Raw genomic sequence first — 22,707 nt, 5'->3', positions numbered from 1 at the left:
CCCCCCCCCGGCCCCCCGCCCCCACGCCCGCCCGCCCCGCCGGGGGGGGGGGGGGGGGGGGGGGCGGCCCCCCCCCCCCCCCCCACGACTCCGACCTCATCAACCGCGGGCTCGCCGCGGACGCGGGGTACCGGGGGACGTTTGGGCACGAGGCCGAGAAGGACCTCGAGGAGCTGCGGGCCACCTTCCGCCGCAAGGCCCACACCGCCGCCATGGAACGCTGCCTGACCGCCCTGCTGCGGGCGGACGCCACCTTCGCGGAGGAGAGGTTGGGGTCGGTGCGCCTGCGCGACCTGCCGGCCGGCCGGCAGCTCGACGCGCTCCTCTCCCGTCGGTCGGCGCTCGGGCTGCCCGACGCGCCGGACGCACCGGTCCTCGTCGACCACGAGGGCCGGCCGCCGGCGGCCGGCGACACGGCGATGTTCCTGCGCCGGGCCCGCTCGACCCGCATCAGCATCGACGGCAACGCGCACTTCTGCCGCGGCCTGCTGCGCACCCGCTACGAGGGATCGGGCGCCGACCAGGCGCCCCGGCCCGAAGGAGCGGAGCCCGCCGACCACCACCTGCTGCTGCCCCTCACCCCCGTCACCAGCGGGACCGCTGTCGCCGACGCCACCCCGAAGGAGTCCTGACCCATGAGCACCATGCGAGCCGTCCAGGTGGTCGGCTACCACGAGAAGCTCGAGATGACGGAGAAGGCCGTCCCGGAGGCCACCGGCCCGTGGGACGTCGTCGTCCGGATCGGCGGGGCGGGCGTGTGCCGCACCGACCTCCACATCCTCGAGGGGCAGTGGGCCGAGAAGTCGCAGGTCGCGCTGCCGTACACGATCGGCCACGAGAACGCCGGGTGGGTGCACGCCGTCGGGTCGGCGGTCACCAACGTCACGGAGGGCGACAAGGTGATCCTCCACCCGCTCGTCACGTGCGGCTTGTGCCGCGCGTGCCGCTCGGGCGACGACGTGCACTGCGAGAACAGCGCGTTCCCCGGCATCGACACCAACGGTGGGTACGCCGAGTACCTGCTGACCTCGGCGCGCTCCTGCGTCCGCATCGACGACTCGCTCGAGCCGTCGGACGTCGCGGCCCTCGCCGACGCGGGGCTCACCGCCTACCACGCGGCGGCCAAGGCGGCCCGGCGCCTCACGCCCCGCGACACCTGCGTCGTCATCGGCGCAGGAGGGTTGGGGCACATCGGGATCCAGGTCCTCAAGGCCCTGACGCCGGCCCGGATCGTCGTCGTCGACCGCATCCCGGCCGCGCTCGACCTCGCCCGCTCGATCGGGGCGGACGAGGGAGTCGCGGCCGACGGCAACCAGGTCGAGGCCGTGCTCGACCTCACCGGCGGCCACGGGGCCGAGGTGGTCGTCGACTTCGTCGGCGAGAACGGTTCGACGGCCGAGGGCCTCGCGATGACCCGGCAGGCCGGCGACTACCACGTCGTCGGCTACGGCGAGAACGTCGACGTCCCGACCATCGACCTCATCTCGAGCGAGAAGAACGTCATCGGCAACCTCGTCGGCTCGTACAACGACCTCCAGGACCTCATGGCGCTCGCCGCCAAGGGGCTCGTCACGCTGCACACGCAGAAGTACGCGCTCGACGACTTCCAGCAGGCCGTCACCGACCTCGACAACGGCGCCGTCCGTGGCCGCGCCATCCTCGTGCCCTGACCGGGCGCGACCCCACCTCACCTCCCGGACGAAGGAGTCCGTCGTGAAGAGCTACATCGGAGTCGCCGTGTCCATCGGCGTCCTCGCGGGCATCTGGACCCAGGTCAGCGTCGAGCTGGGCCTGGTCACCTGGATCGCGTTCGTCGTGTGGGCCGGCTTCTACGCCGCCGGCGGGGACCGGGACGGGTTCGTCCGCATCCTCGCCTCGGCGCTGTCCGGCGTCGTCTACGGCTGGCTGGCCGTCTGGTTCGCCGGCGTGGCCACGTTCCCCGGCGCGCTCGCGGTCGCCGTCGCCGTCATCGCCGCCGCGATGTGCCTGCAGGCCGGCTGGTTCGTCCTGTCGTTCATCCCCGGCGCGTTCTTCGGCGCGGCGTCGTACTTCGGCAACGGGGCGTCCTTCTGGTCGACGGTCGTCGCCGTCGTCGTCGGCGCCGTCCTCGGGTGGGCCTCGGCGCTCGCCGGTGCCCGCATCCAGGCGCTCGTCGACGGACGCTCGGGTGCCCGGCCGCCGGCCGCGGAGCCCCCTGCCGCCCCGGCCGCCCTCTGAGCCGGGGGCCCCGCCCCCCCCCCCGGGGGGGGGGGGGGGGCGGCGCCCCCGCCCCCCCCGCCCCCCAGGTCCGCGGGCCCCCCCCCCCCCCGGGGGGGGGGGGCCGGGCGGGGCCCCCACCACCGCCGCGCCCCTACCGTGGAGCCGGTACCGACCCCTCGGCAGAAGGAGAGCCCCTTGATCCTCATCACCGTCAAGTTCCCGATCCGCGAGGACCGGCTCGAGGAGTGGAAGGAGCTGTCGCAGTACTACGTCGAGCACGTCACGGCCGAGCCGGGCAACGTCTTCTTCGAGTTCTCCGAGAGCGTGCACGAGCCGCGCACCTTCGTCTGCATCGAGGGGTTCCGCGACGACGCGGCGGGCAAGGAGCACATGGCCCAGCCGCACGTCGAGCGCTTCATGCGCGAGATGCCCGACATCGTCTCGGCGCAGCCGCAGATCATCTACGTGGACGCCGAGGAGGTCGACGGCTTCGGCCCGATGGGCGAGATCCAGCCGCGCGGCTGAGCCACCACCCACTCGCCCCCGCCCCGTCGACCCCGGGCGCCGGTCTCCCACCCCTCCGGGAGGCCGGCGCCCTCGTCGCGCTCCGGCCGGCGGGTCCGGGAGGATGGGCCCCGTGATCGGTGACCGCTGGGGCGTGACGGACGACGAGGTCGCGCTGCGCTACGGGTGCGACGCGATCGTGCCGCGGCCGGCGCTGGAGGCCTGGCGCGGCGTGACGGTGGACGCGCCGCCCGAGCGGGTGTGGCCGTGGGTGGCGCAGCTGCGGGTCGCGCCCTACTCCTACGACTGGGTCGACAACCTCGGGCGCCCCTCGCCCCGGGAGCTGCTCGACCTCCCGCCACTCGCGGTCGGCGACCCGTTCACGAGCACCGCCGGCCGCCCGGTGGGCCGGGTCGTGGCCGTCGCGCCCGGTCGCGAGCTGACCGGGCGCATCCTCGGCGCGGTCATGAGCTACCGGCTCGAGGCCGCGGGTGACGGCACCACGCGGCTGCTGCTCAAGCTCGTCATGGCGCGGGGACGCCTGCTCGCGCCCGCCGTCGCGGTCGGCGACCTCGTGATGGCCCGCCGTCAGCTGCTCACCTGGAAGGCCCTCGCGGAGTCCTGAGGGCTGGGGCCGCTCCTCCCGGCCGCCGGCACGCAGGACCTCCCACGCCTCCCGGACGCTGCGCGGCGGCGTGGGAGGTTCCCGGTGCCGTGCCTCCCCCCGAGAGGTGCGCTCGCCGCGGCCGTCGGCGGCGCCCGGCGCCCTACGCTGGGGCTCCCCGAGCAACGGAGACCCCCATGGCCGAGCTGCACGTCGTCGCCACCATCCCCGCCGCGCCCGAGCACGTCGAGCCGCTCCGCGCGGCGCTGCGCACGCTCGTCGAGGCCACCCGGCAGGAGGAGGGCTGCCTCGCCTACGACCTCTACGAGTCGGCCTCCGCCCCGGGCGTCTTCGTCACCGTCGAGCGCTGGACCGGGCAGGAGGCGCTCGACGCGCACATGGCCTCGCCGCACATCGCCGCGGCGATGGGGGCCGCGCAGGGCGCGCTGGCCGGGGACATCGCCATCCACCCGCTCGTGCCGGTCGACGCCGGCTGACCGACGCCGACCCGGGGGTCAGTTGAGCGGTCGGGTGCCCTCGGGCAGGCCGCGGCCCTCGTGCACGCCCTCGACGAGCTGCTGCAGGGCGGTGAGCGCCACCCGCTGCGACCACGGGCCGTACGAGACGCGGGCGACCCCGAGCTGCTCGAGCTCGGCCAGCGGCAGCGTGCCCGGGACGCCGATGAGGGTCAGGCGCTGCGGGCCGAACGCCTCGACCAGCGCCTCCACGTGCGCGCGCTCGGTGGCCCGGGGGACGAACACCAGCGGGGCGCCGGCGTCGAGGTAGGCCCGGCCGCGCTCGATGGCCGTGTCGAGGCACTCCTGCGGGCTGCGGCCCTCGGCCTTGACGAACGCGTCGGTGCGGGCGTTGAGGCAGAAGTCAGGCACGCCGGCGTCACGGGCGGCGCCCATCGCGGCCTCGACGGCCCGGACGGAGTCGGCGAGCGGGCGCATCCCGTCCTCGAGGTTTGCCCCGACGACGCCGAGGTCGACCGCGCGGGCGACCGTGCCGGCCGGGTCGCCGTACCCGGACTCGAGGTCGGCCGTGACCGGCAGGTCGGTGGCACGCACGATGCGCTCGACCGCGGCCAGCATCTCGTCGACCGGGATGTTCTCGCCGTCCTCGTAGCCGAGCATCGCGGCGATCGAGTGCGACGCGGTGGCGATGGCCCGGGTGCCGGGCACGTCCGCGACGACGGTGGTCGAGACGACGTCCCAGACGTTGACGACGGTGAGCAGCTCCGGGGCGCGGTGCAGCTCGAGGAGGTGGGTGGCGCGGGCGGCGGTGTTGGTCACCGGCCCATCCTCACCCGGGGCACAGGCTTCGACAAGCGCTCGCCGCCCGGGAAGAGGGCCCGCCCGTCGGGTGTTTCCGCCCGTGACCGGGAGCGCCCGGCCGCAGACCCACGCGAAGGAGCGGACATGAAGGCCATCTGGAACGGGACCGTCGTCGCCGAGAGCGACGACACCGTCGTCGTCGAGGGCAACCACTACTTCCCCGCCGAGTCGGTCCGCGAGGACCTGATGCGCCCCTCGGGCACGACGACGGTCTGCCCGTGGAAGGGGACCGCCAGCTACAAGAGCCTCGAGGTCGACGGCGCGGTCAACGCCGACGCCGCCTGGTACTACCCGGAGCCGAAGGACGCGGCCCGCGAGATCTCCGGCCGCTACGCCTTCTGGAAGGGCGTCGAGGTCACCGCCTGACCGACCGGCGGCGAGACCTAGAGTGATGGCGGCCCGACCGGGCCACGGCCCGGGCTCGCCGGGCCACCCCGCCGGTGCGCGGGGCGACTGACGGGAGCGGGATGGACCTCGACCTCGGGATGCTCGTGCTGCGGCTCGCCCTCGGGCCGATGCTCGTCCTCCACGGCGTGAACAAGGTGTGGGGCGGCGGTGGGCTGTCCGGCACGGCCGGATGGTTCGAGTCGCTCGGCCTGCGCCCGGGCTGGCTGCACGCGCGGCTCGCCGCCGGCACCGAGATCGTCGCCGGCGTGCTCGTGACCCTCGGCCTGCTCACCGGTCTCGCCGCCATGGCCTTCGTCGGGCTCATGGCCGTCGCCGCCCTGACCGACCACCGCGGCAAGGGCTACTTCGTCTTCAAGGGCGGCTGGGAGTACGTGCTCCTCGTCGCGATGGCCGCCGTCGCGCTCGCGGTCGTGGGCCCGGGCGGCTGGTCCGTCGACGCCGCCGCGGGACTCGACCTCGCCGGCGCGTGGTGGGGCCTGGCCGCGGCCGCCGGTGGTCTGCTCGCGGCCGGGGGCCTGCTCGCCGTCTTCCGTCGTCCCACCCCCGGCGGGGCCTGATGCCGGTCCGCACCGTGAGCGGCCCCGGGCCGTCGGTCCCCGACCTGCTCGCCGCCAAGGGCGCCACGACCGTCTCGGTGGTGATCCCCGCGCGGGACGAGGAGGCGACCGTCGGCGACGTCGTGGCCGGGGTGCGTCGCGCGTGGGTCGAGGACGTGCCGCTGGTCGACGAGCTGGTCGTCATCGACTCGGACTCCACCGACCGGACCGCCGAGGTCGCGCGCGCCGCCGGCGCCACGGTGCACGCGGCCGCCGAGGTGCTGCCCGGGCTCGGGCCGGCCCGCGGCAAGGGCGAGGCGCTGTGGAAGGCGCTCCACGTGACCACCGGCGACGTGCTCGTCTTCCTCGACGCCGACCTCGTCGAGTGGGGGACGCACTTCGTAAGCGGCCTGCTCGGCCCCCTGCTCACCGACCCGGAGGTCGCCCTCGTCAAGGCCGTCTACGACCGACCGCTCCTCGACGCCGAGGGCCGGGAGGCCGAGACCGGTGGGCGTGTGACCGAGCTCGTCGCCAGGCCGCTCCTCGCGCTGCACCACCCGGAGCTCGCGGGGCTCGTCCAGCCGCTGGCCGGCGAGTGGGCGGTGCGCCGCTCCGCCTTCGAGCGGTTCTCGGTGCCGGTCGGCTACGGGGTCGAGATCGCGGCGCTCGTCGACACCGCCGCCCTCCTCGGGGCGGACGCCGTGGCGCAGGTAGACCTCGGTCGTCGCACGCACCGGCACCACCGCCACGACACGCTCGGGCCGATGGCCGTCCAGGTGCTGGCCGCCGTCGAGGCCCGGCTCGGGCGGGGCGTCGACGCGGCGGCCGGCGTCGCGGGCGGACGCACGACCCTGACGCAGTACGAGCGGACGGCCGAGGGCTTCACGCCGCGGCCCCGCGAGGTCGACCTCGCCGAGCGGCCGCCGGCCGTGACGGTCGAGGGCTACGCCACGAGGACGGAGACGGTGCGATGAGCGGGTCCGACGCAGGACGTGGTGCGGTACTCCGGCTGGGCCGGCACGAGTACCCCGCCTCGGCGCGCCTCGTGATGGCGATCGTCAACCGCACGCCGGACTCGTTCTACGACAAGGGCATCAGCTGGGCCGAGGACGCTGCCCTGGACCGCGTCCGGATGGTCGCCGAGCAGGGCGCCGACATCGTCGACATCGGCGGCATCAAGGCGGCCCCGGGGGTCGAGATCGACGCCGCCGAGGAGAAGCGGCGGGTCGTCGGCTTCGTCGAGCGCGTCCGCGGCGAGTACCCGGACCTCGTCATCAGCGTCGACACCTGGCGCAGCGAGGTCGCCCGTGCCGTCTGCGAGGTCGGCGCCGACCTCATCAACGACGCGTGGGGCGGGGCTGATCCCGAGCTGCCCACCGTGGCAGCCGAGTTCGGCGCTGCGCTGGTCTGCACGCACACCGGCGGCGTGACGCCGCGCACCCGGCCGCACCGCATCGAGTACGACGACGTCGTGGCCGACGCGCGATCGTCGCTGCTGCGCCAGGCCGAGCGCGCGGTGTCGATGGGCGTGGAGCGTGAGCGGGTCGTCATCGACCCGGCGCACGACTTCGGCAAGAACACGTGGCACTCGCTCGAGGTGACCAGGAGGCTCGACGAGCTGACGTCGCTCGGCTGGCCGACGCTGGTCTCGTTGTCCAACAAGGACTTCGTGGGTGAGTCGCTCGACCTCCCGGTGGGTGAGCGGCTGACCGGCACGCTGGCCGCGACGGCGCTCTGCGCGTGGCTCGGGGCGCAGGTCTACCGGGTGCACGAGGTCGTCGAGACCCGTCAGGTGCTCGACATGGTGTCCGTCGTCGCCGGCGACCTGCGGCCGGCCCGCACCGTCAGGGGACTCGCGTGAGCCGCTCGCTCGTCGTCGTCCCCAGCGCGCCCATGCTGCTGCCCGAGTACACGGGGCGCACCGACGCCGCGGCGGACCTGCGGTCGTGCGCCGTCGAGGCGCTCGGCGCCGCCGTCCCGGACGGCGGGCCCGTCGTCCTCGTCGTCGCCACCGACCGCGAGCAGCGCGGCACCCGGCCGCCGCTCGGGGAGCGGGTCAGCCGGCACCTCGTGGGGCTGGCCGGTCTCCCCGTCGCCGACGTCGTCGTCGTGCCCTGGGACGCACCCGTCGACCGCTGCGTGGCGGCGGGGGAGGCGCTGGCGGCGTCGCATCCCGAGGCCTCGGTCGTCGTCGTGGCCGACGGCAGCGCGCGCCGGGGCGAGAAGGCCCCCGGGCACCTCGACGAGCGCTCGTTCGCCGTCGACGAGGCGCTCGTCGAGGCGGTGCGCGCGGCCGACCCCGATGCGCTGCTGGCGCTCGACCCCGCCCTGTGCGCCGACCTGCTCGTCCACGGCCGCGCCCCGCTGCAGGTGGCCGCCGGCGTCCTCGGGACGGTCGACGGGCCCGGGCGCGCCCGCTGCGAGGCGCTGCACACCGAGGACCCGTTCGGCGTCCTCCACGTCGTCGCCCGCCTCACCCTCCCCTAGCGCCTCGACATTTCGGGGTCACCCCGAAATGTCCACGAGACCCCGGTTCGGAACCGGGGTCTCGTGGACGAGCCCCTGCGTCGGGCCGCCGGCGGTCGAGGTCAGCGGACGGTGACCACCAGCGTCCCGATCACGTCCGAGCGGGTGTCGCCCGCGAGGACCGTCACCGTGTACGTGCCGGCCGCGGCCCAGGTGTGCCGCCCCGAGAGGCGCACGGCGCCGTCGGAGCCCGCGGCGAGCGTCGCGTCCTCGGTCACGCTGCCGTCGCCCCACTGCACGCGGGCCGTGTAGGCCTCGCCGGGCACGCCGCCCGACACCCTGCCCAGCGGCACCGTCGTCGCGCTGCCGCGCCGGGCGGTCGTCGCCCCGGCCGCGTCGAGGGCGACAGGGGCACCGTCGTCGGCGACGGCGAACACGTGGACGCGGCCGGCCGTCTGCGGGTCGCCGGTCTGCTCGGGCATCGTCACCGACACCACGGTCCTGCCGGACGGCACCTCGAGCGGCGCCGTGGCGAACAGCTTGAGGCGGCACGAGTCCGTCCCGGTCCCGTTCGTCCGGTACGCCAGCTCGACGGCCACGGTGTTGCCGAACTTCGCCGAGCCGCACCAGTCGCCGTACTGCAGCGGGTAGTCCGCGGTCGAGCCGTCGTCGAACGTCACCGTCGCGGTGGTGTCCTGGTCCTTCTGCGTCGCGGTGCCGATGAGCGACATCCGCGTCGCACCCGGCGCCAGGGTGACGTCGAGGGTCTGCCCGGCGCCGGACGCGCTGTCGGGCTCACCCGCCGGCACGGCCGGCAGCGACCAGCGCAGGTCGGTGCCGGGGACCGTCTGCATCCGCCCGGGGACGACGCCCTCGTCGGCGAGGGCCTGACGGGCGATGCCGGACCGGCCGCCGTCACAGGGGACGGCCGTGCCGACGTCGCCGATGCACTGCAGGTCGAAGCCCTTCGCGTACGACGGGACGACGGCCTGGTGCACGGTGACGGCGGCCAGCCCGCTCGCGGACTCCTTGCCGGAGGTCACCGTGACCCGCGGCTGGTAGAAGCCCGGCTCGGCCCACGTGTGCGACCCGCTGACCGTCGAGGTGCCGAGGTCGCCGACCTTGACGCGGCCGGGGGACGAGGTGCCGTCACCCCAGTCGACCGTCACCGTCGGCGTCGTCTCCTGACCGCCACGGCCACCGGCGAAGGTCGCCAGCGTGCCCGACCACTCGCGGCCGACGGACGTCTCGGCCGCGTCGGCGCCGGTGACCGACAGCGGTCCTCGAGCCGCCTTGGTGCCGTCGGTCAGCAGCTCGACCTCCGAGAGGTTGACCGCACCGTTCGCCGCGGTGACGACGAGCCGGTAGCTCGCGTACGCGCCGGAGTGGCGGATCTCGAACGGCCGGGTCTGCACCCGCCACGGGAAGGTCTCGCCGGAGCGCCGGTCGAGGGTCTTCCAGTGCTTGCCGTCCTTCGAGCCCTCGAGCCTCCAGGCCGTCGGGTCGCCCTTCTCGGGACCGGAGGTGAGCGTGTACCAGGTGGCGCGCTGTCCAGGGCCGGAGAGCGTGTACGACACCGTCGGTCGCCTGGTCGTGAACGTCGCGGCGGTGCGCGAGGTGTCGTCGAACAGCGACGTGGCGCTGCTGCCGTCCGCGAGACCCGTGGCCGTGGCCGAGCCACGCCCGGCGCCGGTGGCGTCACGCAGCGGGTTCGGCGCGTCCTTGCCCTTCGTCAGCGACGGCGGGAGGTCCTGCGTCCGCGAGCCGAACGACGAGGGGCGCGTGCCCATCGCGAAGCGGACGGTCGTGCGGCCGGCTAGCTGCGACTGGTCGATCGACACGCCCGACTGGCGCCTGCCATCGATGCTGACGCCCTGGACGTAGATCGCCCGCTCCGAGTTGCCGGGTGCCTCGACCACGAGGTCGCCCTGCGTGCGGTGGACCGTCGTCTTCGTGAACTTCGGTGAGCCGATGGCCCACTGCGACGACCCGACCTGCAGCGGGTAGATGCCGAGGGACGACAGCAGGTACCAGGCCGACATCTCGCCGTTGTCCTCGTCGCCGGGGTAGCCCTGCCCGATCTCGCCGCCCACGTAGAGACGCCGCATGATCTCGCGGACCTTCTCGGCCGTCTTCCACTGCTGGCCGGTCCAGTCGTACATGTACGGGATGTGGTGCGAGACCTGGTTGCTCTGGCCGAGCATGCCCATCCGCACGTCGCGGGCCTCGAGCATCTCGTGGATGACGCCGCCGTAGCCGCCGGGCTTCGTCGCGGTCTCCGGCGTCGCGAAGAACTCGTCGAGCTTCTTCGCGAGGCCGTCCCGCCCGCCGTAGAGGTTGGCCAGGCCGACGCCGTCCTGCGGTGCGTGGAAGGCGAAGTTCCACCCGTTGGTCTCGGTGAAGTCGCCGCCCCAGTCCTCGGGATCGAAGGACGCCGCGTCCGGGAAGTCGCCGTCCGCGGCGCGGCCGCGGAAGAAGCCGGTCTCGCGGTCGAAGCTGTTGACGTAGTGGGTCGCCCGCTCGAGGAAGTACGCCGACTCCTCGAGCAGCTGGGCCCGGCGGTCCTTCGGGGTCCTGCGGTCCGTCGCGAGCTTCTTCGCCATCTGGCCGATGCCGTAGTCGTTGACGAAGCCCTCGAGCCCCCACGACACCGACTCGTGCGTGGCGTTGCTCGTGTAGCCCTTGAAGGTCGAGGTGTCGATGCCCTTGCGGCCGACCGCGCTCGAGGTCGGCAGGACCGTGGCGTTGCGCACGGCGGCGTCGTAGGCCGCGAGCGGGTCGGGCAGGTCGACGCCCTTGACGTAGGCGTCCGCGAACGCCACGTCCGAGCTCGTGCCGGTCATCAGGTCGGCGTAGCCCGGCGAGGACCAGCGCGCCACCCATCCGCCGTCCCGGTACTGCTGGACGAAGCCGTCGGCCAGCTCGGCGGCGACCTCCGGGTAGAGGAGGCTGTAGGCCGGCCACACCGTCCTGTAGGTGTCCCAGAAGCCGTTGTTGACGTAGATCTTGCCCTTGACGACCTTCGCGTTGGTGCGGGTCGCGGTGGCGTCACCGTCCTTCGGCGACACCGGGCTCGCGTAGGCGTACTTCGGCGAGCGGGCCGTCCCGGTGTTCTCGAACTGGCTGTTGGGGTAGAGGTTGAGCCGGTAGAGGTTCGAGTACAGCGTCGAGCGGTCGGTGTCGTTGGCGCCCTCGACCTCGACGACCCCGAGCCGCGCGTTCCACGCGGCGTTGGCGGCCTGGCGGACACGGTCGAAGCCGCGCCCGGCCAGCTCGAGCGCGTGGTTGTGCTTGGCCTGGTCGAGCGAGATGAACGAGGTCGCGAGACGCAGCGTCACGGCCCGGTCGGTGCTCGTGTCGAAGGTGGCGTAGCGCGTGCCGTCGTGCCCGTCGGGGGCGGTGCCCGCGCCGGTCGGCTTCTGCGAGAACGTGCCGTAGACGAACATCCGGCTCCGGCCGGCCGAGAGACCGCTGCCGTTGTCGACCCAGCCCGTCACCACGTTCGTGCCGGCCTGCACGGTGAACTCCCCGTCGTCATCGACGGTGTCGAGGACGAGGTGGCCCGCGGCGGTGTCCTTCGGGAAGGTGAAGCGGAAGACGCCGCCGTGGTCGGCCGGGGTCTGCTCGGCGACGGTGCCGTCCTCGAGCACCGCCCGGTAGTAGTCGGGGTGCGCGATCTCGGTCGCGTGGTCGAAGGCCAGGCCGCGGGCGTCGGCGTCCCCGGTGGGTGTGCCGGACGCGGTCGACGGCATGACCGACAGCTGGTTGCGGTCACCCATCCACGGGCTCGGCTCGTGCGAGACCGCGAGGCCCTGCAGGACAGGGCGGTTCTGCTCGTCGTTGGCCGACTGGTAGTAGTACTGCCACGACTGGGAGGTCGCGTCGGTGACCGGCGTGAGGAACGTGAACCCGTTGGGCAGCGCGCTGATCGGCAGGTTGTTGCCGCGCGAGAAGCTGCCCGAGGCGTTGGTGCCGCGTCGGACGTCGACGTAGTTGGTCAGGTCGCGGCCGTCGACCACGGCGGGCTTCCCCTCGATGCTCACGTCGTCCAGCCAGCCGCCGAAGCGGGTGTCGGCCGCCGCCGTCGGGTTGTCGTAGCCGAGGAGGATCGCGTCGACCGTGCGCCCGGCGGCCACCCGGCCGAGCTCGACCGTCACCGCGTTCCACTGGTTGGCGTAGAGGATCTTGCCGCGCCCCTGGCCGCTCGGGCTCGCCTCGGTGCCGTGGGCGTCGGTGGCCCCCAGGTCCGAGAGGAAGGTGCCGTCGGTGAAGCGCAGGTCCACGGACGTGTACGTCGACGGGTAGGTCAGGTCGCCGCTCACCATGTCCGGGAAGATCTTGTACGTGAGGCGGCTGGCGTGCCCGACGGGGACGTCGACGTCGAAGAGCCGGTTCCAGGCGTAGCCGCGGCCGGCCGCGGTGTGGCCGCCGGAGTAGCGCAGGGCCTTGACGCCGGTCCAGCCGACGAGTGGCTTGATGTTGAAGCCGGAGATCGGGCCGGGTCCGGTGCGCGTCACCATCGGCGACACGGTGCCCGGGCCGGTCGTGCCGTCGCTGATGTCCCAGTCGGCGAGCTGCACGAGCCCGCCCGAGTGGTTGGCCGTCACGTCGAGCCGGTAGAAGCGGTACTCGGCCGGGGCGTCGACCTCGAAGTCGAGGGTCGCGAAGCGCTGCGGGAAGTCGAGGCCGGTCTGGCGGTCGAGGTCGGTCCACGTCGTGCCGTCGGCCGACCCCTGGAGGGTGACGTCCTTCGGGTCGCGCTCCGGGGAGTCGTTGGCCGAGGTCATCGACCACTTGACGACGGTCGCCGGCTTCGCGAGCTCGTAGCGGACCCACCCGGAGGGCTCGAAGGCGAGCCACTTGGTGTCGGGGTTGGCGTCCGCGAGGCTCGAGGCGGCCTCGTTCGGGGCGTTCTCCGCACTGGCCGTCACGTCGGTGACCTGGCCGAGGAGGCTGCCGTCGGTCGACGCCGTGCCGGTGACGTTCTGCTGGAGCGGGCCCTTCGGCCCCTGCTCGACGCTCGAGTCGGCCGGCTGCGGCTGGCCCTCCTCGAAGGAGGTCGAGAAGTCGCCCGGCGCCGGGGCGGCCGCGCTCGGCAGCGCTGCCCCCGACACCGTGGCGGCCGCGACCGCGAGGACGGTGGCCCCCGCGCGGAACCTCGTCATGACACCCATCGGTCCTCCGTGCTCGCCCGCGTCGGGCGTCGTGCCGGCTGTCCGGGGCGGCGACGACGCGGCAGGTGAGGCCGTCGAGGGGGCGTCGCTGCCCACCGGTGCGGCGAGCCTCGGCGGGGGCGCGGCGGGCGGCAAGCCGGGACGCGGGCTTGTCCGGTCAGGACATCCGACCGGACAACGCGGGGTCGGGAGCGGTGTGCGCCGCGCTCGCCTCGCTGGTCGGGGCGCCGTGTGGTGTCATGACGCGGTGACAGCGATGTCGGCCAACCGGACACCGGGGCGCCCCACGATGGCCGAGGTGGCCGCGGAGGCGCACGTGTCGGTCAAGACCGTGTCGCGGGTCGTCAACCACCAGGCCGGCGTGCGCGCGGACACCGCCGAGCGGGTGCGAGAGGTCATTCGTCGCACCGGTTTCCGCCGCGCGGGCGGGCTCGCGACCATCCGGGAGGGACGGACGTTCACGATCGGGCTGGCCGTCGAGGAGCTCGCGAACCCCTTCTACTCGCAGATCGCGGCCGGGGTCGAGCGCGAGGCCCGGATGCACCAGTACCACCTCATCACCGCGTCGGCCGAGAACTCCCCGAACCGCGAGCGGGCCGTCATCCGGGCGCTGCTGGCCCGGCGGGTCGACGGCATCGTCGTCGTCCCCGCCGGCGAGACACCGGTGGCCGACCCCGAGGTGGAGGGTGCGGGGGCGCCGATCGTCCACCTGGACCGGCCGGTCCGCGGCGCGACCTGCGACACGGTCCTCAGCGACAACGTCGGCGGGATGCGCAGCGCGGTCGAGCACCTCGTCGCGCACGGGCACCGGCGCATCGGCTTCCTCGGCGACGACCCCGAGTTCTGGACGGCCCGGCAGCGCCGCGAGTCCTTCCTCGCGACCCACGTCTCCCTCGGGCTGCCCCGCACCCCGCCGGTCGCGATGGGGCCGCACTCGCCCGAGTCGGTGCGAACAGCGTTGGGGGAGTGGGCGGCCGACCCCGAGCCGGTGACCGCCGTCGTCACCGGCAACAACCGCGTGACGGTGCTGACGCTCGTCGCGCTGCGTCACCTCGGGCTCGACCTGTCGCTCGTCGCGTACGACGACTTCGAGCTGGCCGAGCTCGTCGACCCGCCGGTCACCGCCGTCCACCAGGACCCCACGGCGATGGGCGAGAAGGCCGCGCAGGTGCTCTTCGCCCGGCTGCTCGGGGACGAGTCGCCGCCGCGGACCATCGTCCTGCCGACGCGCCTCGTCGTCCGCGGCTCCGGCCGCCGCCGCTGACCTCCGCCGCCCCTCCCCTCCGCGAACGCGTGTGAAATCGCCGGGGCTCCCCGGCGAGTCAACACACTTTCGCGAAGACATGAGGTTGAGATCAACTTGACGGTTGATCAATGTTCTGGTTGAGTACGCCCATGGACGACGAGCTGGTGGACCGGGGCTTCGCGGCCCTCGCCGACCCCGTGCGCCGGGCGATCATCGCGCGGCTCAGCCGCGGGCCGGCCACGGTCGGCGAGCTCGCCGAGCCCTTCGGGATCAGCGTGCAGGCGGTCTCGAAGCACATCCAGGTCCTCGAGCACGCGGGCCTGGTCACCAAGGGCCGGGACGCCCAGCGCCGCCCGGTCCACCTCGAACCGGCCGCCCTCGAGCGCCTCACGGCGTGGCTCGACGGCTACCGGCTCGCCCACGAGCGCGGCTACCGCCGCCTCGACGCCCTGCTCGGGGAGCAGTGGCAGGACCTCACGAAGGAGTGAGCAGCATGGCCAACAGCCTCGACCTCGACATCCCGGCCGGTGTGCCCTGGATCGACTTCACCCGCGAGTTCGACGCTCCCGTCGCCGCGCTCTACGCCGCGCACGCCGACCCCGAGCAGGTCCGGCAGTGGCTCGGGCCGCAGGGGTACGCGATGGACGTGCCGCGCTGGGACTTCACGGACGGTGGCGGCTACCGCTACGTCCACCGCTCGCCCGACGGCGGCGAGTTCGGCTTCCGCGGCAGCTTCCACACGGTGCGCACCGACGAGCTCATCGTCCAGACCTTCGAGTTCGAGGGGATGCCCGACGAGGTCGCGCTCGAGCTGCTGCGCTTCGAGGACCTCGGGGACGGGCGCTCGCGGTTGCACGGCCGCAGCATCGGCTCGACCGTCGAGGGGCGTGACGCGATGGTCGCCTCCGGCATGGAGGGCGGGATGACCGAGGGCTACGTCAAGCTCGACGCCCTCCTGGCGCGCGGCTGAGCGGCGGGGAGCGCGACGTGGACTGGACCCTCGAGGTCGTCGTCGTCCCGGTCTCGGACCTCGACGCGTCGGTCGCCTTCTACCGGGACCGGGTCGGGTTCCACCTCGACCACGACACCGACGCCGGTTTCGGGCGGATCGCCCAGCTGACCCCGCGCGGCTCCGGCTGCTCGGTCGTCATGGGCACGATGCCGAACCTGCGGGCGATGCCGCCCGGCACCCAGCACGGCCTCCAGCTCGTCGTCGCGGACGCCCGGGCGGCGCACGCCGAGCTCGTCGGCCGTGGCGTCGACTGCGACGAGGTCGTCGTCCTCGACGAGCGGGACGGGGGCACGCTCTTCGGCTTCCGTGACCCCGACGGCAACTCGTGGACGGTGCAGGAGATCCGGGCGCGCGCCGGGCAGCCGCTCATCCCGCGGGCCGACGACGCCTGACGGTCAGCGGTCGGCGTCGGGACGCTCGTCGGCCGCGGCCTCGTCGAGGCGCGCCCGCAGCCGGTCGCGCACCTCGTCCGGCTCGTACGCGCGGCGGCTGCGCTCGTCGCGGGCGACGAGCACACCGGTCGCCACGACACCGGCCGCGCCGGCCACCCCGAGCAGCTTCCACAGGCGGTTGCGGTCCACGTCGCCACCCTAGCGAGCCCGGCCCGGCAGACTGGGCGCCATGGCGCACACCGGCACCCGGCCCGTCCCCGTCGACGAGGCCGTCGCGGCGTCCCGCACCGGGGACCTGTGGATCTTCCGCGGGGGCACCGTGGCCGACCGGGTCATCCAGACCGCGAGCAACGCGCCGGTCAACCACGTGGGGATGGCCCTCGTCCTCGACGACCTGCCGCCGCTGCTCTGGCACGCCGAGCTCGGCCGCTCGATGCGCGACCACTGGACCGGTGACCACCACCGCGGCGTCCAGCTGCACGACCTCGCGGAGGCCGTGACCACCTGGCAGGTGCGCTACGGGCAGCGGGCGTGGCTGCGCCAACTCGAGCCCCGCGCCGGGCGGGCCGAGGAGGACGCCGCGCTGCGCACGGTCGCCCGGCTCGACGGCGTCTCGTTCCCGTCGACCGTCCGGCTCGGATGGCGGTGGCTGCGCGGGCGCGACGCGCACCTCACCCGGCGGGCGCGCGACGTCAAGGGCCTGCGCCCCGAGGACGCCTACTGCGCCGAGGTCGTCGCGGCGACGCTCGAGGACATGGGCGTGCTGCGGCCGGACGTGCCGACCAACTGGTACGACCCCGGCCGCTTCTGGAGCGGCGACAGCCTCCCCCTGGCCGACGGCTGGTCCTACGGGCTCGAGGTCGAGGTGGCCGCGGCCGACCGCTGAGAGATCCCCCGATCTCGGGGGTTCCCAGCCCGCGGCCGCTCCCCTACGGTGGCGCGCGGGCGCACCGCCGCGTCCATCCCGACGGAGGAGACACACGATGCGACGATCTCGCATGGTTGCGATGACGGGAGTCGTGGCCCTGGCCACGGCGACCCTGGGGGCGGTGACGGCGACGGCATCCGCGACGCCGACCGCCGCCACCGCCACGACGGCCCGGACGGCGTACGCCGTGCTGGCCGACGAGGGCACCGACGCGCAGGCCCTGGCCCAGCGCCTCGCGAAGGCCGGCGCCACGGTGACCGCGGTCAACACGGACATCGGCCTGGTCTCGGTCACCTCGACCCGGGGTGGCTTCGCCGCCGCCGCCCGGTCGATGCCCGGGGTCGCGGCCGCCGCGAAGGAGGGCGTCATCGGGCGCACGCCGGACGCCGGCAAGGTCAAGGACCGGGTGGCCCGCGAGCAGCAGGACACCGCCGTCCGGAGCGCCGCCGCACGCCACGGCAAGGACGACCACAAGCCGCACAAGCCGCCGAAGGGCGCCAAGGCCGACCCCCTCGACTCCCTCCTGTGGGGCATGGACATGATCGGCGCCCCGCAGGCGCACCGCACCGAGATGGGCGACAAGCGCGTCCGGGTCGGCGTGATGGACACCGGCGTCGACGGCTCGCACCCCGACCTCGCGCCGAACTTCGACCGCCGTCTCTCGCGCAACTTCGTGACCGACATGCCCGACATCGACGGGCCCTGCGAGTACGCCGGCTGCGTCGACCCGGCCGACCACGACGACGACGGCCACGGCACCCACGTCGCGGGCACCATCGCCGCGGCGATGAACGGTCTCGGCGTCTCGGGCGTCGCCCCGAACGTCGACCTCGTCAACGTGCGCGCCGGCCAGGACAGCGGCTACTTCTTCCTCACCCCCACCGTCAAGGCGCTGACCTACGCCGGTGACGCGGGCCTGGACGTCGTCAACATGTCGTTCTACGTCGACCCGTGGGCGTACAACTGCGTCGGCGGTGCGCCGGAGGACAGCCCGGAGGAGGCGGCCGAGCAGGACCTCATCATCCGGTCGATGACGCGCGCGCTCAACTACGCGCACCGCAAGGGCGTCACGCTCGTCGCGGCCCTCGGCAACAACAACGAGGACATCTCCAACCCCCGCACCGACACCTCGAGCCCCGACTACCCCGGCGGCACCGAGCACCCGCGGACGATCGACAACGCGACCTGCCTCGACCTGCCCGTCGAGGGCCCGCACGTCCTCGGCGTCTCGTCGGTCGGCCCGTCGGAGCGCAAGGCCGACTACTCGAACTGGGCCACCGACCTGCGCTCGGGCGAGATCGAGGTCTCGGCGCCGGGCGGCTGGTTCCGTGACGGCCTCGGAACCGACACCTACCGCACGAACGGCAACCTCATCCTCTCGACCGCGCCGCTCAACGTCATGCAGGCCGAGGGCCAGGTCGACGAGAACGGCGACATCACGCCGCTCGGGGAGTCGCTCGGCACGATGAAGGACTGCCGTGTCGTCAAGGGCCACGGCCGCGAGGTCTGCGGGTACTACCAGTACCTCCAGGGCACCTCGATGGCCTCGCCGCACGCCGCCGGCGTCGCCGCGCTCGCGGTCTCGGCGCACGGGAAGTCGCAGCGCCACGGCGGCTTCGGCCTCGCGCCCGACACGGTGCGGTCGATCGTCATGGGCACGGCCCGCGACCACGCCTGCCCGGACGGCCGCGTCCAGTCGTACACCGACGTGGGCCGCTCGGACCTCTACACCGCCACCTGCGTCGGCGGGAAGGGGTTCAACGGGTTCTACGGCGCCGGCATCGTCAGCGCCTCCGGCGTGGTGGCCAAGCACCACCACGGTCACGGTCACTGACCGAGGCGCTCGGACCGGACGCGCCGCCCGCCCCGCTCTCGCGGGACGGGCGGCGCGTTCGTGCGTGCCCGGGTCGTCTGGGCCGGCTGCCGTGCAGGAATCGTCGAATGTGTCGATTGATGCACGGGGCACGCAGCGTCGGCGTGCGGGATTCGACGAATGTGTCGATTGATGCACGGGGCACGCAGCGTCGGCGTGCGGGATTCGACGAATGTGTCGATTGATGCACAGTGCCTGGGGGTCAGGCGGCGAGGGCGTAGCCGAGGGCCGCGGCGCCGAGGCCGAGCACGAGCGAGAGCCCGAGGGTCGCCGCGGCGGCGACGGGGCGGTCGTCGTCGAGGGCCTCCCACAGCTCGAGCGCCAGCGTCGAGAAGGTCGTCAGGGCCCCGCAGAAGCCGGTGCCGACGAGGGCGAGGGCCGAGCCGCCCACCGCGTCGCCGACGAGCACCCCGAGGACGAGCGAGCCGACGACGTTGACGGTGAGCGTCCCGGCGGGCGGCGCCGCCCCGAGCCGCTCGCGCGCGTAGTGGGCCACGACGAGCCGCAGCGGCGCCCCGACGGCGGCGCCGAGCGCGACGAGGAGCGCGTGCGTGGCGGTCACGGGCCCGGCCAGACGCGCCGGCCGCCGAGCATCCCCGCGGCGACCGCGAGCGTCCCGACGAGGAACGTGGCGCCGACGTAGAGCAGCGCCAGCTGGACGTGGTGCGTGGCGCCGAGCTGCACCGCGTCGACGGCCAGCGCGGAGAAGGTCGTCCACCCGCCGAGCACACCGACCCCCACGAACGGCCGGGCCAGCCGATGGACCCCCGGCCGGTCGACGAGGAAGGCGACGAGCAGGCCCATCGCGAAGGCCCCGGTGACGTTGACGACGAAGGTCGACCAGGGGAAGGCGCCGACCTCGTGCGGGAGGGCGAGCCCGACCGCCCAGCGGCCGAGCGACCCCAGCACGCCGCCGACGGCGACGGCGCCGAGCGTCGCACCGTCGGGAAGGGCTGCGGCGGAGGCCATCCCGTCAGGCGCGCATCGTCGCGAGGTGCTCGGCGATGCGGCCGATCGCCTCGGTCAGCGTCTCCTCGTCGGGCAGCGTCACGAGCCGGAAGTGGTCCGGCGCGAACCAGTTGAACCCGGTGCCGTGCGTCACGAGGAGCTTCTTCGCCCGCAGCAGGTCGATGACGAACGCCTCGTCGGACTCGATCGGGTAGACCTCGGGGTCCAGCCGCGGGAAGCAGTAGAGCGCGCCCTGCGGCTCGACGCACGACACCCCGGGGATCTCGTTGAGCAGCCGCCACGCGAGCTTGGACTGCTCCCGGAAGCGACCGCCCGGCCCGATCAGCTCGTTGACCGACTGGTACCCGCCGAGCGCGGTCTGGATGGCGTGCTGCGCAGGGACGTTGGCGCACATCCGCATGTTGGCGAGCAGGGTCAGGCCCTCGAGGAAGTCCGACGCGAGGTGCTTGGGGCCCGAGACCATGACCCAGCCGGCGCGGTAGCCGCAGACCCGGTAGGCCTTGGACAGCCCGCTGAAGGTGAGGCAGAGGACGTCCTCACCGGCGAACGTCGCCGCGTGGTGGTGCACCGCGTCGTCGAAGAGGATCTTCTCGTAGATCTCGTCGGCCATGACGACGAGGTCGTGGCGCCGCGCGATGTCGACGAGGGCGCGCACCGTCTCCTCCGAGTACACGGCTCCCGTCGGGTTGTTCGGGTTGATGACGACGATCGCGTGCGTGTTCGGGGTGATCTTGGCCTCGATGTCCTCGAGGTCGGGGTTCCAGCCGTTGGACTCGTCGCAGCGGTAGTGCACGGGCGTCCCGCCCGACAGCGAGACGGCTCCGGTCCACAGCGGGTAGTCGGGCGCGGGCACGAGGACCTCGTTGCCGTCGTCGACGAACGCCTGGAGGACCATCGTGATCAGCTCGGAGACACCGTTGCCGATGTAGACGTCCTCGACGCCGGTGTCGCGCAGGCCGCGCGACTGGTAGTACTGCGCGACCGCGGTGCGCGCCGAGTAGATGCCCTTGGAGTCTGCGTAGCCCTGGCTCTCCGGCAGGTTGTGCACCATGTCGGCGACGATGGCCTCGGGCGCCTCGAAGCCGAACGGCGCGGTGTTGCCGATGTTCAGCTTGAGGATCTTGTGGCCCTCGGCCTCGAGGCGCTGGGCCTCGACGAGGATCGGGCCGCGCACGTCGTAGCGCACGTGCTGGAGCTTCTGGCTCTGGACGATGCGCCGCATGCGCGACAGTCTCGCAGGCCCCACCCGTCCCACGCAGGGGTGTTTCGCGGGATGTCGCCCACACCGCGCGGCGAGGCACGCGTCGGGCAGACTCCTGCGCGTGGACGACGTGCTCGTGGAGCGGGTGCTGCGCGCGGTGGAGCAGGTGCCGCGCGGGTGCGTCGTGTCGTACGGCGACCTCGCGGCGCTCGTCGGCATCGGCCCGCGCCAGGTCGGCTCGATCATGAAGGCCTACGGCGGCAACGTCACGTGGTGGCGGGTCACGAACAGCTACGGCGACCTGCCGGCGCCCCTGCTCGAGCGCGCGCGGGAGACCTGGGCGCAGGAGGGCATCCTCCTCAAGCGCAACGGGCTCGGCTGCGACATCCGTCGGTACCGCGCCGACCTCGATGCGCTCGCCGCCGCCTACGAGCGGGCCGTCACCGACCTCCCCTGACCGACGGCCGCGGCCTGTCGAACGCCGGTCCGGCCCGGGGCCCCGCCGCCGACGGGATGTGAGACTGGGGCATGGGACCCCGTCGCTCGACCGCCGTCCACCGCACCGCGGCCCTCGCCGCCTGCCTCGGGCTCGTCGCCGTCGGCGGCTGCTCGTCCGGGGGCGACGACGGCTTCGGAGAGGTGCCCGCCCGCCCGAGCACGTCGGCGTCCGGCAGCACGAGCGCACCGCCCTCGTCGAGCCCGGCGCCGCGCAGCACGCAGGAGCCCGAGCTCGACGTCGAGGAGGTCGCCGGCGGGCTCGAGCACGGCTGGGACATCGGCTTCCTCCCGGACGGCACGGCGCTGGTCACCGAGCGTCCGGCCCGCATCTCGCTCGTGTCGGGCCTGCGCGAGGGCGCGACCGTCACGCGGGTGCGCGCCGACCTCGACGACGTCTACGTCAGCGGCGAGGGAGGTCTGCTCGGGATGGTCGTGCACCCCGACTTCGCGCAGACCCGGCGGTTCACGACGTGCCAGACCCACCAGGAGGGCGGCGCGCCGACGGACATCCGGCTCGTCACGTGGCGCCTGTCGGCCGACGGCCGCTCGGCCGAGCGCGAGAAGACCCTGCTCGACGGCCTGCCGATCTCGACCGGACGCCACTCGGGCTGCCGTCCCGAGCTCGACGCCGACGGTGCGCTCGTCGTCGGGACGGGCGACACGGCGGTCGGCAGCATCCCGCAGGACCTCACGAGCCTCGGCGGCAAGACCCTGCGGCTGGACCTGGAGACCGGGAAGCCCATGGAGGACAACCCGTTCGCCGACGCGAAGGACCCTGCGCAGCGGTACGTCACGAGCTACGGGCACCGCAACATCCAGGGCGTCGCGCTGCAGCCGGGGACCGGCCGCATCTTCACCGCCGAGCACGGCCCGTCGAACAACGACGAGGTCAACCTCGTCGAGTCGGGGAAGAACTACGGCTGGGACCCGGCCCAGGGCGGCACCGTCGGTGGGTACGACGAGAGCGTGCCGATGACCGACACCGAGCGCTACCCCGACGCCGTCCCGGCGGTGTGGCAGAGCGGCCGGACGACGCAGGCGGTCTGCGCGGCCGAGTTCCTCGAGGGCGAGCAGTGGGGGGCGTGGGACGGCGCCCTCGTCGTCACCGCGCTCAAGGGCGCCAAGCTCCTCGTGCTGAGCCTCGACGGCGACGGCTCCGTGACCGACGTGGCGATCCCGGACGCGACGAACGGCCCGTACGGGCGTCTGCGGGCGGCACGCCTGGGCCCGGACGGTGCGCTCTACGTGACGACGACGAACGGCGACGACGACAAGCTGCTGCGCATCACGCCCCGCACCTGACCCCGCCCGTCCCACGCGTATCGGGTGACCCGATACCGCTGCGCTTCACCCGACAACC

25 protein-coding genes are annotated in these 22,707 nt (G+C 73.9%); 19 read left to right on the top strand and 6 right to left on the bottom strand.

Translation table 11 applies throughout. The features are described 5' to 3' along the window. Positions 1-212: 212 nt before the first annotated feature. The 6 genes from KMZ30_RS11780 (at position 213) to KMZ30_RS11755 (ending at position 3,804) form a co-directional block, all read left to right on the top strand. Entirely contained in the window at positions 213-632 is a 420-nt protein-coding gene (locus KMZ30_RS11780) for a hypothetical protein (RefSeq protein WP_226901952.1), read from the top strand. 3 nt (positions 633-635) lie between these two features. After that, entirely contained in the window at positions 636-1,670 is a 1,035-nt protein-coding gene (locus KMZ30_RS11775; protein WP_215512107.1) for an NAD(P)-dependent alcohol dehydrogenase, read from the top strand. A 43-nt stretch (positions 1,671-1,713) separates the two neighbouring features. Next, entirely contained in the window at positions 1,714-2,217 is a 504-nt protein-coding gene (locus KMZ30_RS11770; protein WP_215512108.1) for a DUF1097 domain-containing protein, read from the top strand. 177 nt (positions 2,218-2,394) lie between these two features. Next, on the top strand, positions 2,395-2,724 hold the full coding sequence (locus tag KMZ30_RS11765; RefSeq protein WP_207024148.1) for a putative quinol monooxygenase: 330 nt from the start codon (positions 2,395-2,397) through the stop codon (positions 2,722-2,724). Positions 2,725-2,836: 112 nt separating this feature from the next. After that, positions 2,837-3,328: an SRPBCC family protein gene (locus KMZ30_RS11760; protein WP_215512109.1), complete on the top strand. Its 492-nt coding sequence runs from the start codon at positions 2,837-2,839 to the stop codon at positions 3,326-3,328. Positions 3,329-3,504: 176 nt separating this feature from the next. Beyond that, positions 3,505-3,804 carry a putative quinol monooxygenase gene (locus KMZ30_RS11755; RefSeq protein ID WP_030526965.1) on the top strand — a complete coding sequence of 100 codons (300 nt, stop codon included), beginning with the start codon at positions 3,505-3,507 and terminating at the stop codon, positions 3,802-3,804. Between the two features lie 18 nt (positions 3,805-3,822). Here the strand turns inward: KMZ30_RS11755 and KMZ30_RS11750 are convergent, their stop codons facing one another. Then, positions 3,823-4,602 carry an isocitrate lyase/PEP mutase family protein gene (locus KMZ30_RS11750; protein WP_215512110.1) on the bottom strand — a complete coding sequence of 260 codons (780 nt, stop codon included), beginning with the start codon at positions 4,600-4,602 and terminating at the stop codon, positions 3,823-3,825. A gap of 126 nt (positions 4,603-4,728) precedes the next feature. On the opposite strand from KMZ30_RS11750, the gene KMZ30_RS11745 reads away from it, so the two are divergent. From KMZ30_RS11745 to KMZ30_RS11725, 5 genes are all read left to right on the top strand, one after another. After that, on the top strand, positions 4,729-5,010 hold the full coding sequence (locus KMZ30_RS11745; RefSeq protein WP_215512111.1) for a DUF427 domain-containing protein: 282 nt from the start codon (positions 4,729-4,731) through the stop codon (positions 5,008-5,010). A 101-nt stretch (positions 5,011-5,111) separates the two neighbouring features. Then, positions 5,112-5,609: a DoxX family protein gene (locus KMZ30_RS11740; RefSeq protein WP_215512112.1), complete on the top strand. Its 498-nt coding sequence runs from the start codon at positions 5,112-5,114 to the stop codon at positions 5,607-5,609. Further along, complete coding sequence (locus KMZ30_RS11735) at positions 5,609-6,562, top strand: glucosyl-3-phosphoglycerate synthase (RefSeq protein WP_215512113.1); 954 nt, start codon at positions 5,609-5,611, stop codon at positions 6,560-6,562. Before KMZ30_RS11740 ends, KMZ30_RS11735 begins: the two co-directional genes overlap by 1 nt. After that, positions 6,559-7,449 (top strand): dihydropteroate synthase, encoded by an 891-nt coding sequence (gene folP, locus KMZ30_RS11730; protein WP_215512114.1) that lies wholly within the window; start codon positions 6,559-6,561, stop codon positions 7,447-7,449. Before KMZ30_RS11735 ends, folP begins: the two co-directional genes overlap by 4 nt. Continuing rightward, positions 7,446-8,075, top strand: coding sequence for a class III extradiol ring-cleavage dioxygenase family protein (locus KMZ30_RS11725; RefSeq protein ID WP_215512115.1), 630 nt, complete (start codon positions 7,446-7,448; stop codon positions 8,073-8,075). Before folP ends, KMZ30_RS11725 begins: the two co-directional genes overlap by 4 nt. A gap of 101 nt (positions 8,076-8,176) precedes the next feature. Here KMZ30_RS11725 and KMZ30_RS11720 read toward each other — a convergent pair whose 3' ends face one another. Beyond that, entirely contained in the window at positions 8,177-13,219 is a 5,043-nt protein-coding gene (locus KMZ30_RS11720) for a GH92 family glycosyl hydrolase (protein WP_226901954.1), read from the bottom strand. 265 nt (positions 13,220-13,484) lie between these two features. On the opposite strand from KMZ30_RS11720, the gene KMZ30_RS11715 reads away from it, so the two are divergent. From KMZ30_RS11715 to KMZ30_RS11700, 4 genes are all read left to right on the top strand, one after another. Then, the gene (locus KMZ30_RS11715) at positions 13,485-14,492 is read left to right on the top strand and encodes a LacI family DNA-binding transcriptional regulator (protein ID WP_226901970.1); all 1,008 of its coding nucleotides are present in this window, start codon (positions 13,485-13,487) and stop codon (positions 14,490-14,492) included. A 131-nt stretch (positions 14,493-14,623) separates the two neighbouring features. Next, positions 14,624-14,962 (top strand): ArsR/SmtB family transcription factor, encoded by a 339-nt coding sequence (locus KMZ30_RS11710; protein WP_030526956.1) that lies wholly within the window; start codon positions 14,624-14,626, stop codon positions 14,960-14,962. A gap of 5 nt (positions 14,963-14,967) precedes the next feature. Beyond that, the gene (locus KMZ30_RS11705; protein ID WP_215512117.1) at positions 14,968-15,444 is read left to right on the top strand and encodes an SRPBCC family protein; all 477 of its coding nucleotides are present in this window, start codon (positions 14,968-14,970) and stop codon (positions 15,442-15,444) included. A gap of 17 nt (positions 15,445-15,461) precedes the next feature. Further along, on the top strand, positions 15,462-15,878 hold the full coding sequence (locus KMZ30_RS11700; protein ID WP_215512118.1) for a VOC family protein: 417 nt from the start codon (positions 15,462-15,464) through the stop codon (positions 15,876-15,878). A gap of 3 nt (positions 15,879-15,881) precedes the next feature. Here the strand turns inward: KMZ30_RS11700 and KMZ30_RS11695 are convergent, their stop codons facing one another. After that, positions 15,882-16,067 carry a hypothetical protein gene (locus KMZ30_RS11695; RefSeq protein ID WP_036829056.1) on the bottom strand — a complete coding sequence of 62 codons (186 nt, stop codon included), beginning with the start codon at positions 16,065-16,067 and terminating at the stop codon, positions 15,882-15,884. Positions 16,068-16,107: 40 nt separating this feature from the next. Between KMZ30_RS11695 and KMZ30_RS11690 the strand changes: the two genes are divergently transcribed. Beyond that, positions 16,108-16,764 carry a hypothetical protein gene (locus KMZ30_RS11690; RefSeq protein WP_215512119.1) on the top strand — a complete coding sequence of 219 codons (657 nt, stop codon included), beginning with the start codon at positions 16,108-16,110 and terminating at the stop codon, positions 16,762-16,764. 121 nt (positions 16,765-16,885) lie between these two features. Beyond that, on the top strand, positions 16,886-18,640 hold the full coding sequence (locus KMZ30_RS11685; RefSeq protein ID WP_226901956.1) for a S8 family serine peptidase: 1,755 nt from the start codon (positions 16,886-16,888) through the stop codon (positions 18,638-18,640). Between the two features lie 241 nt (positions 18,641-18,881). Here KMZ30_RS11685 and KMZ30_RS11680 read toward each other — a convergent pair whose 3' ends face one another. The 3 genes from KMZ30_RS11680 to KMZ30_RS11670 are packed head-to-tail and all read right to left on the bottom strand — an operon-like array spanning position 18,882 to position 20,870. Further along, complete coding sequence (locus KMZ30_RS11680; protein ID WP_215512121.1) at positions 18,882-19,241, bottom strand: fluoride efflux transporter FluC; 360 nt, start codon at positions 19,239-19,241, stop codon at positions 18,882-18,884. Beyond that, the gene (locus KMZ30_RS11675; RefSeq protein ID WP_215512122.1) at positions 19,238-19,648 is read right to left on the bottom strand and encodes a fluoride efflux transporter FluC; all 411 of its coding nucleotides are present in this window, start codon (positions 19,646-19,648) and stop codon (positions 19,238-19,240) included. The genes KMZ30_RS11680 and KMZ30_RS11675 overlap by 4 nt, the downstream gene beginning before the upstream one ends. Before the next feature lie 4 nt (positions 19,649-19,652). Then, positions 19,653-20,870, bottom strand: a complete 1,218-nt coding sequence (locus KMZ30_RS11670) for a pyridoxal phosphate-dependent aminotransferase (protein ID WP_215512123.1) — start codon at positions 20,868-20,870, stop codon at positions 19,653-19,655. 100 nt (positions 20,871-20,970) lie between these two features. Here KMZ30_RS11670 and KMZ30_RS11665 point away from each other — a divergent pair, with 100 nt between their 5' ends. Together KMZ30_RS11665 and KMZ30_RS11660 are read left to right on the top strand one after the other, a co-directional pair. Continuing rightward, entirely contained in the window at positions 20,971-21,306 is a 336-nt protein-coding gene (locus KMZ30_RS11665; RefSeq protein WP_215512124.1) for an MGMT family protein, read from the top strand. Between the two features lie 71 nt (positions 21,307-21,377). Beyond that, positions 21,378-22,649 (top strand): PQQ-dependent sugar dehydrogenase, encoded by a 1,272-nt coding sequence (locus KMZ30_RS11660; protein WP_215512125.1) that lies wholly within the window; start codon positions 21,378-21,380, stop codon positions 22,647-22,649. Positions 22,650-22,707: the final 58 nt, after the last annotated feature.

Origin of the sequence: Phycicoccus mangrovi, assembly GCF_018729305.1 — a bacterium.
GTDB lineage: Bacteria > Actinomycetota > Actinomycetes > Actinomycetales > Dermatophilaceae > Phycicoccus > Phycicoccus jejuensis.
Note: the sequence above shows the minus strand (reverse complement) of the source record. Positions and strands in the feature narration are given on the sequence as shown.

Bases quoted from the DNA above. Each gene is read 5' to 3' on its own strand.
- KMZ30_RS11715 (WP_226901970.1), top strand. From the start codon at position 13,485: ATGTCGGCCAACCGGACACCGGGGCGCCCCACGATGGCCGAGGTGGCC.
- KMZ30_RS11660 (WP_215512125.1), top strand. From the start codon at position 21,378: ATGGGACCCCGTCGCTCGACCGCCGTCCACCGCACCGCGGCCCTCGCC.
- KMZ30_RS11780 (WP_226901952.1), top strand. From the start codon at position 213: ATGGAACGCTGCCTGACCGCCCTGCTGCGGGCGGACGCCACCTTCGCG.
- KMZ30_RS11705 (WP_215512117.1), top strand. From the start codon at position 14,968: ATGGCCAACAGCCTCGACCTCGACATCCCGGCCGGTGTGCCCTGGATC.
- KMZ30_RS11775 (WP_215512107.1), top strand. From the start codon at position 636: ATGAGCACCATGCGAGCCGTCCAGGTGGTCGGCTACCACGAGAAGCTC.
- KMZ30_RS11670 (WP_215512123.1), bottom strand. From the start codon at position 20,870: ATGCGGCGCATCGTCCAGAGCCAGAAGCTCCAGCACGTGCGCTACGAC.
- KMZ30_RS11690 (WP_215512119.1), top strand. From the start codon at position 16,108: ATGGCGCACACCGGCACCCGGCCCGTCCCCGTCGACGAGGCCGTCGCG.
- KMZ30_RS11720 (WP_226901954.1), bottom strand. From the start codon at position 13,219: ATGACGAGGTTCCGCGCGGGGGCCACCGTCCTCGCGGTCGCGGCCGCC.
- KMZ30_RS11685 (WP_226901956.1), top strand. From the start codon at position 16,886: ATGACGGGAGTCGTGGCCCTGGCCACGGCGACCCTGGGGGCGGTGACG.
- KMZ30_RS11755 (WP_030526965.1), top strand. From the start codon at position 3,505: ATGGCCGAGCTGCACGTCGTCGCCACCATCCCCGCCGCGCCCGAGCAC.
- folP (WP_215512114.1), top strand. From the start codon at position 6,559: ATGAGCGGGTCCGACGCAGGACGTGGTGCGGTACTCCGGCTGGGCCGG.
- KMZ30_RS11740 (WP_215512112.1), top strand. From the start codon at position 5,112: ATGGACCTCGACCTCGGGATGCTCGTGCTGCGGCTCGCCCTCGGGCCG.
- KMZ30_RS11745 (WP_215512111.1), top strand. From the start codon at position 4,729: ATGAAGGCCATCTGGAACGGGACCGTCGTCGCCGAGAGCGACGACACC.
- KMZ30_RS11710 (WP_030526956.1), top strand. From the start codon at position 14,624: ATGGACGACGAGCTGGTGGACCGGGGCTTCGCGGCCCTCGCCGACCCC.
- KMZ30_RS11675 (WP_215512122.1), bottom strand. From the start codon at position 19,648: ATGGCCTCCGCCGCAGCCCTTCCCGACGGTGCGACGCTCGGCGCCGTC.
- KMZ30_RS11735 (WP_215512113.1), top strand. From the start codon at position 5,609: ATGCCGGTCCGCACCGTGAGCGGCCCCGGGCCGTCGGTCCCCGACCTG.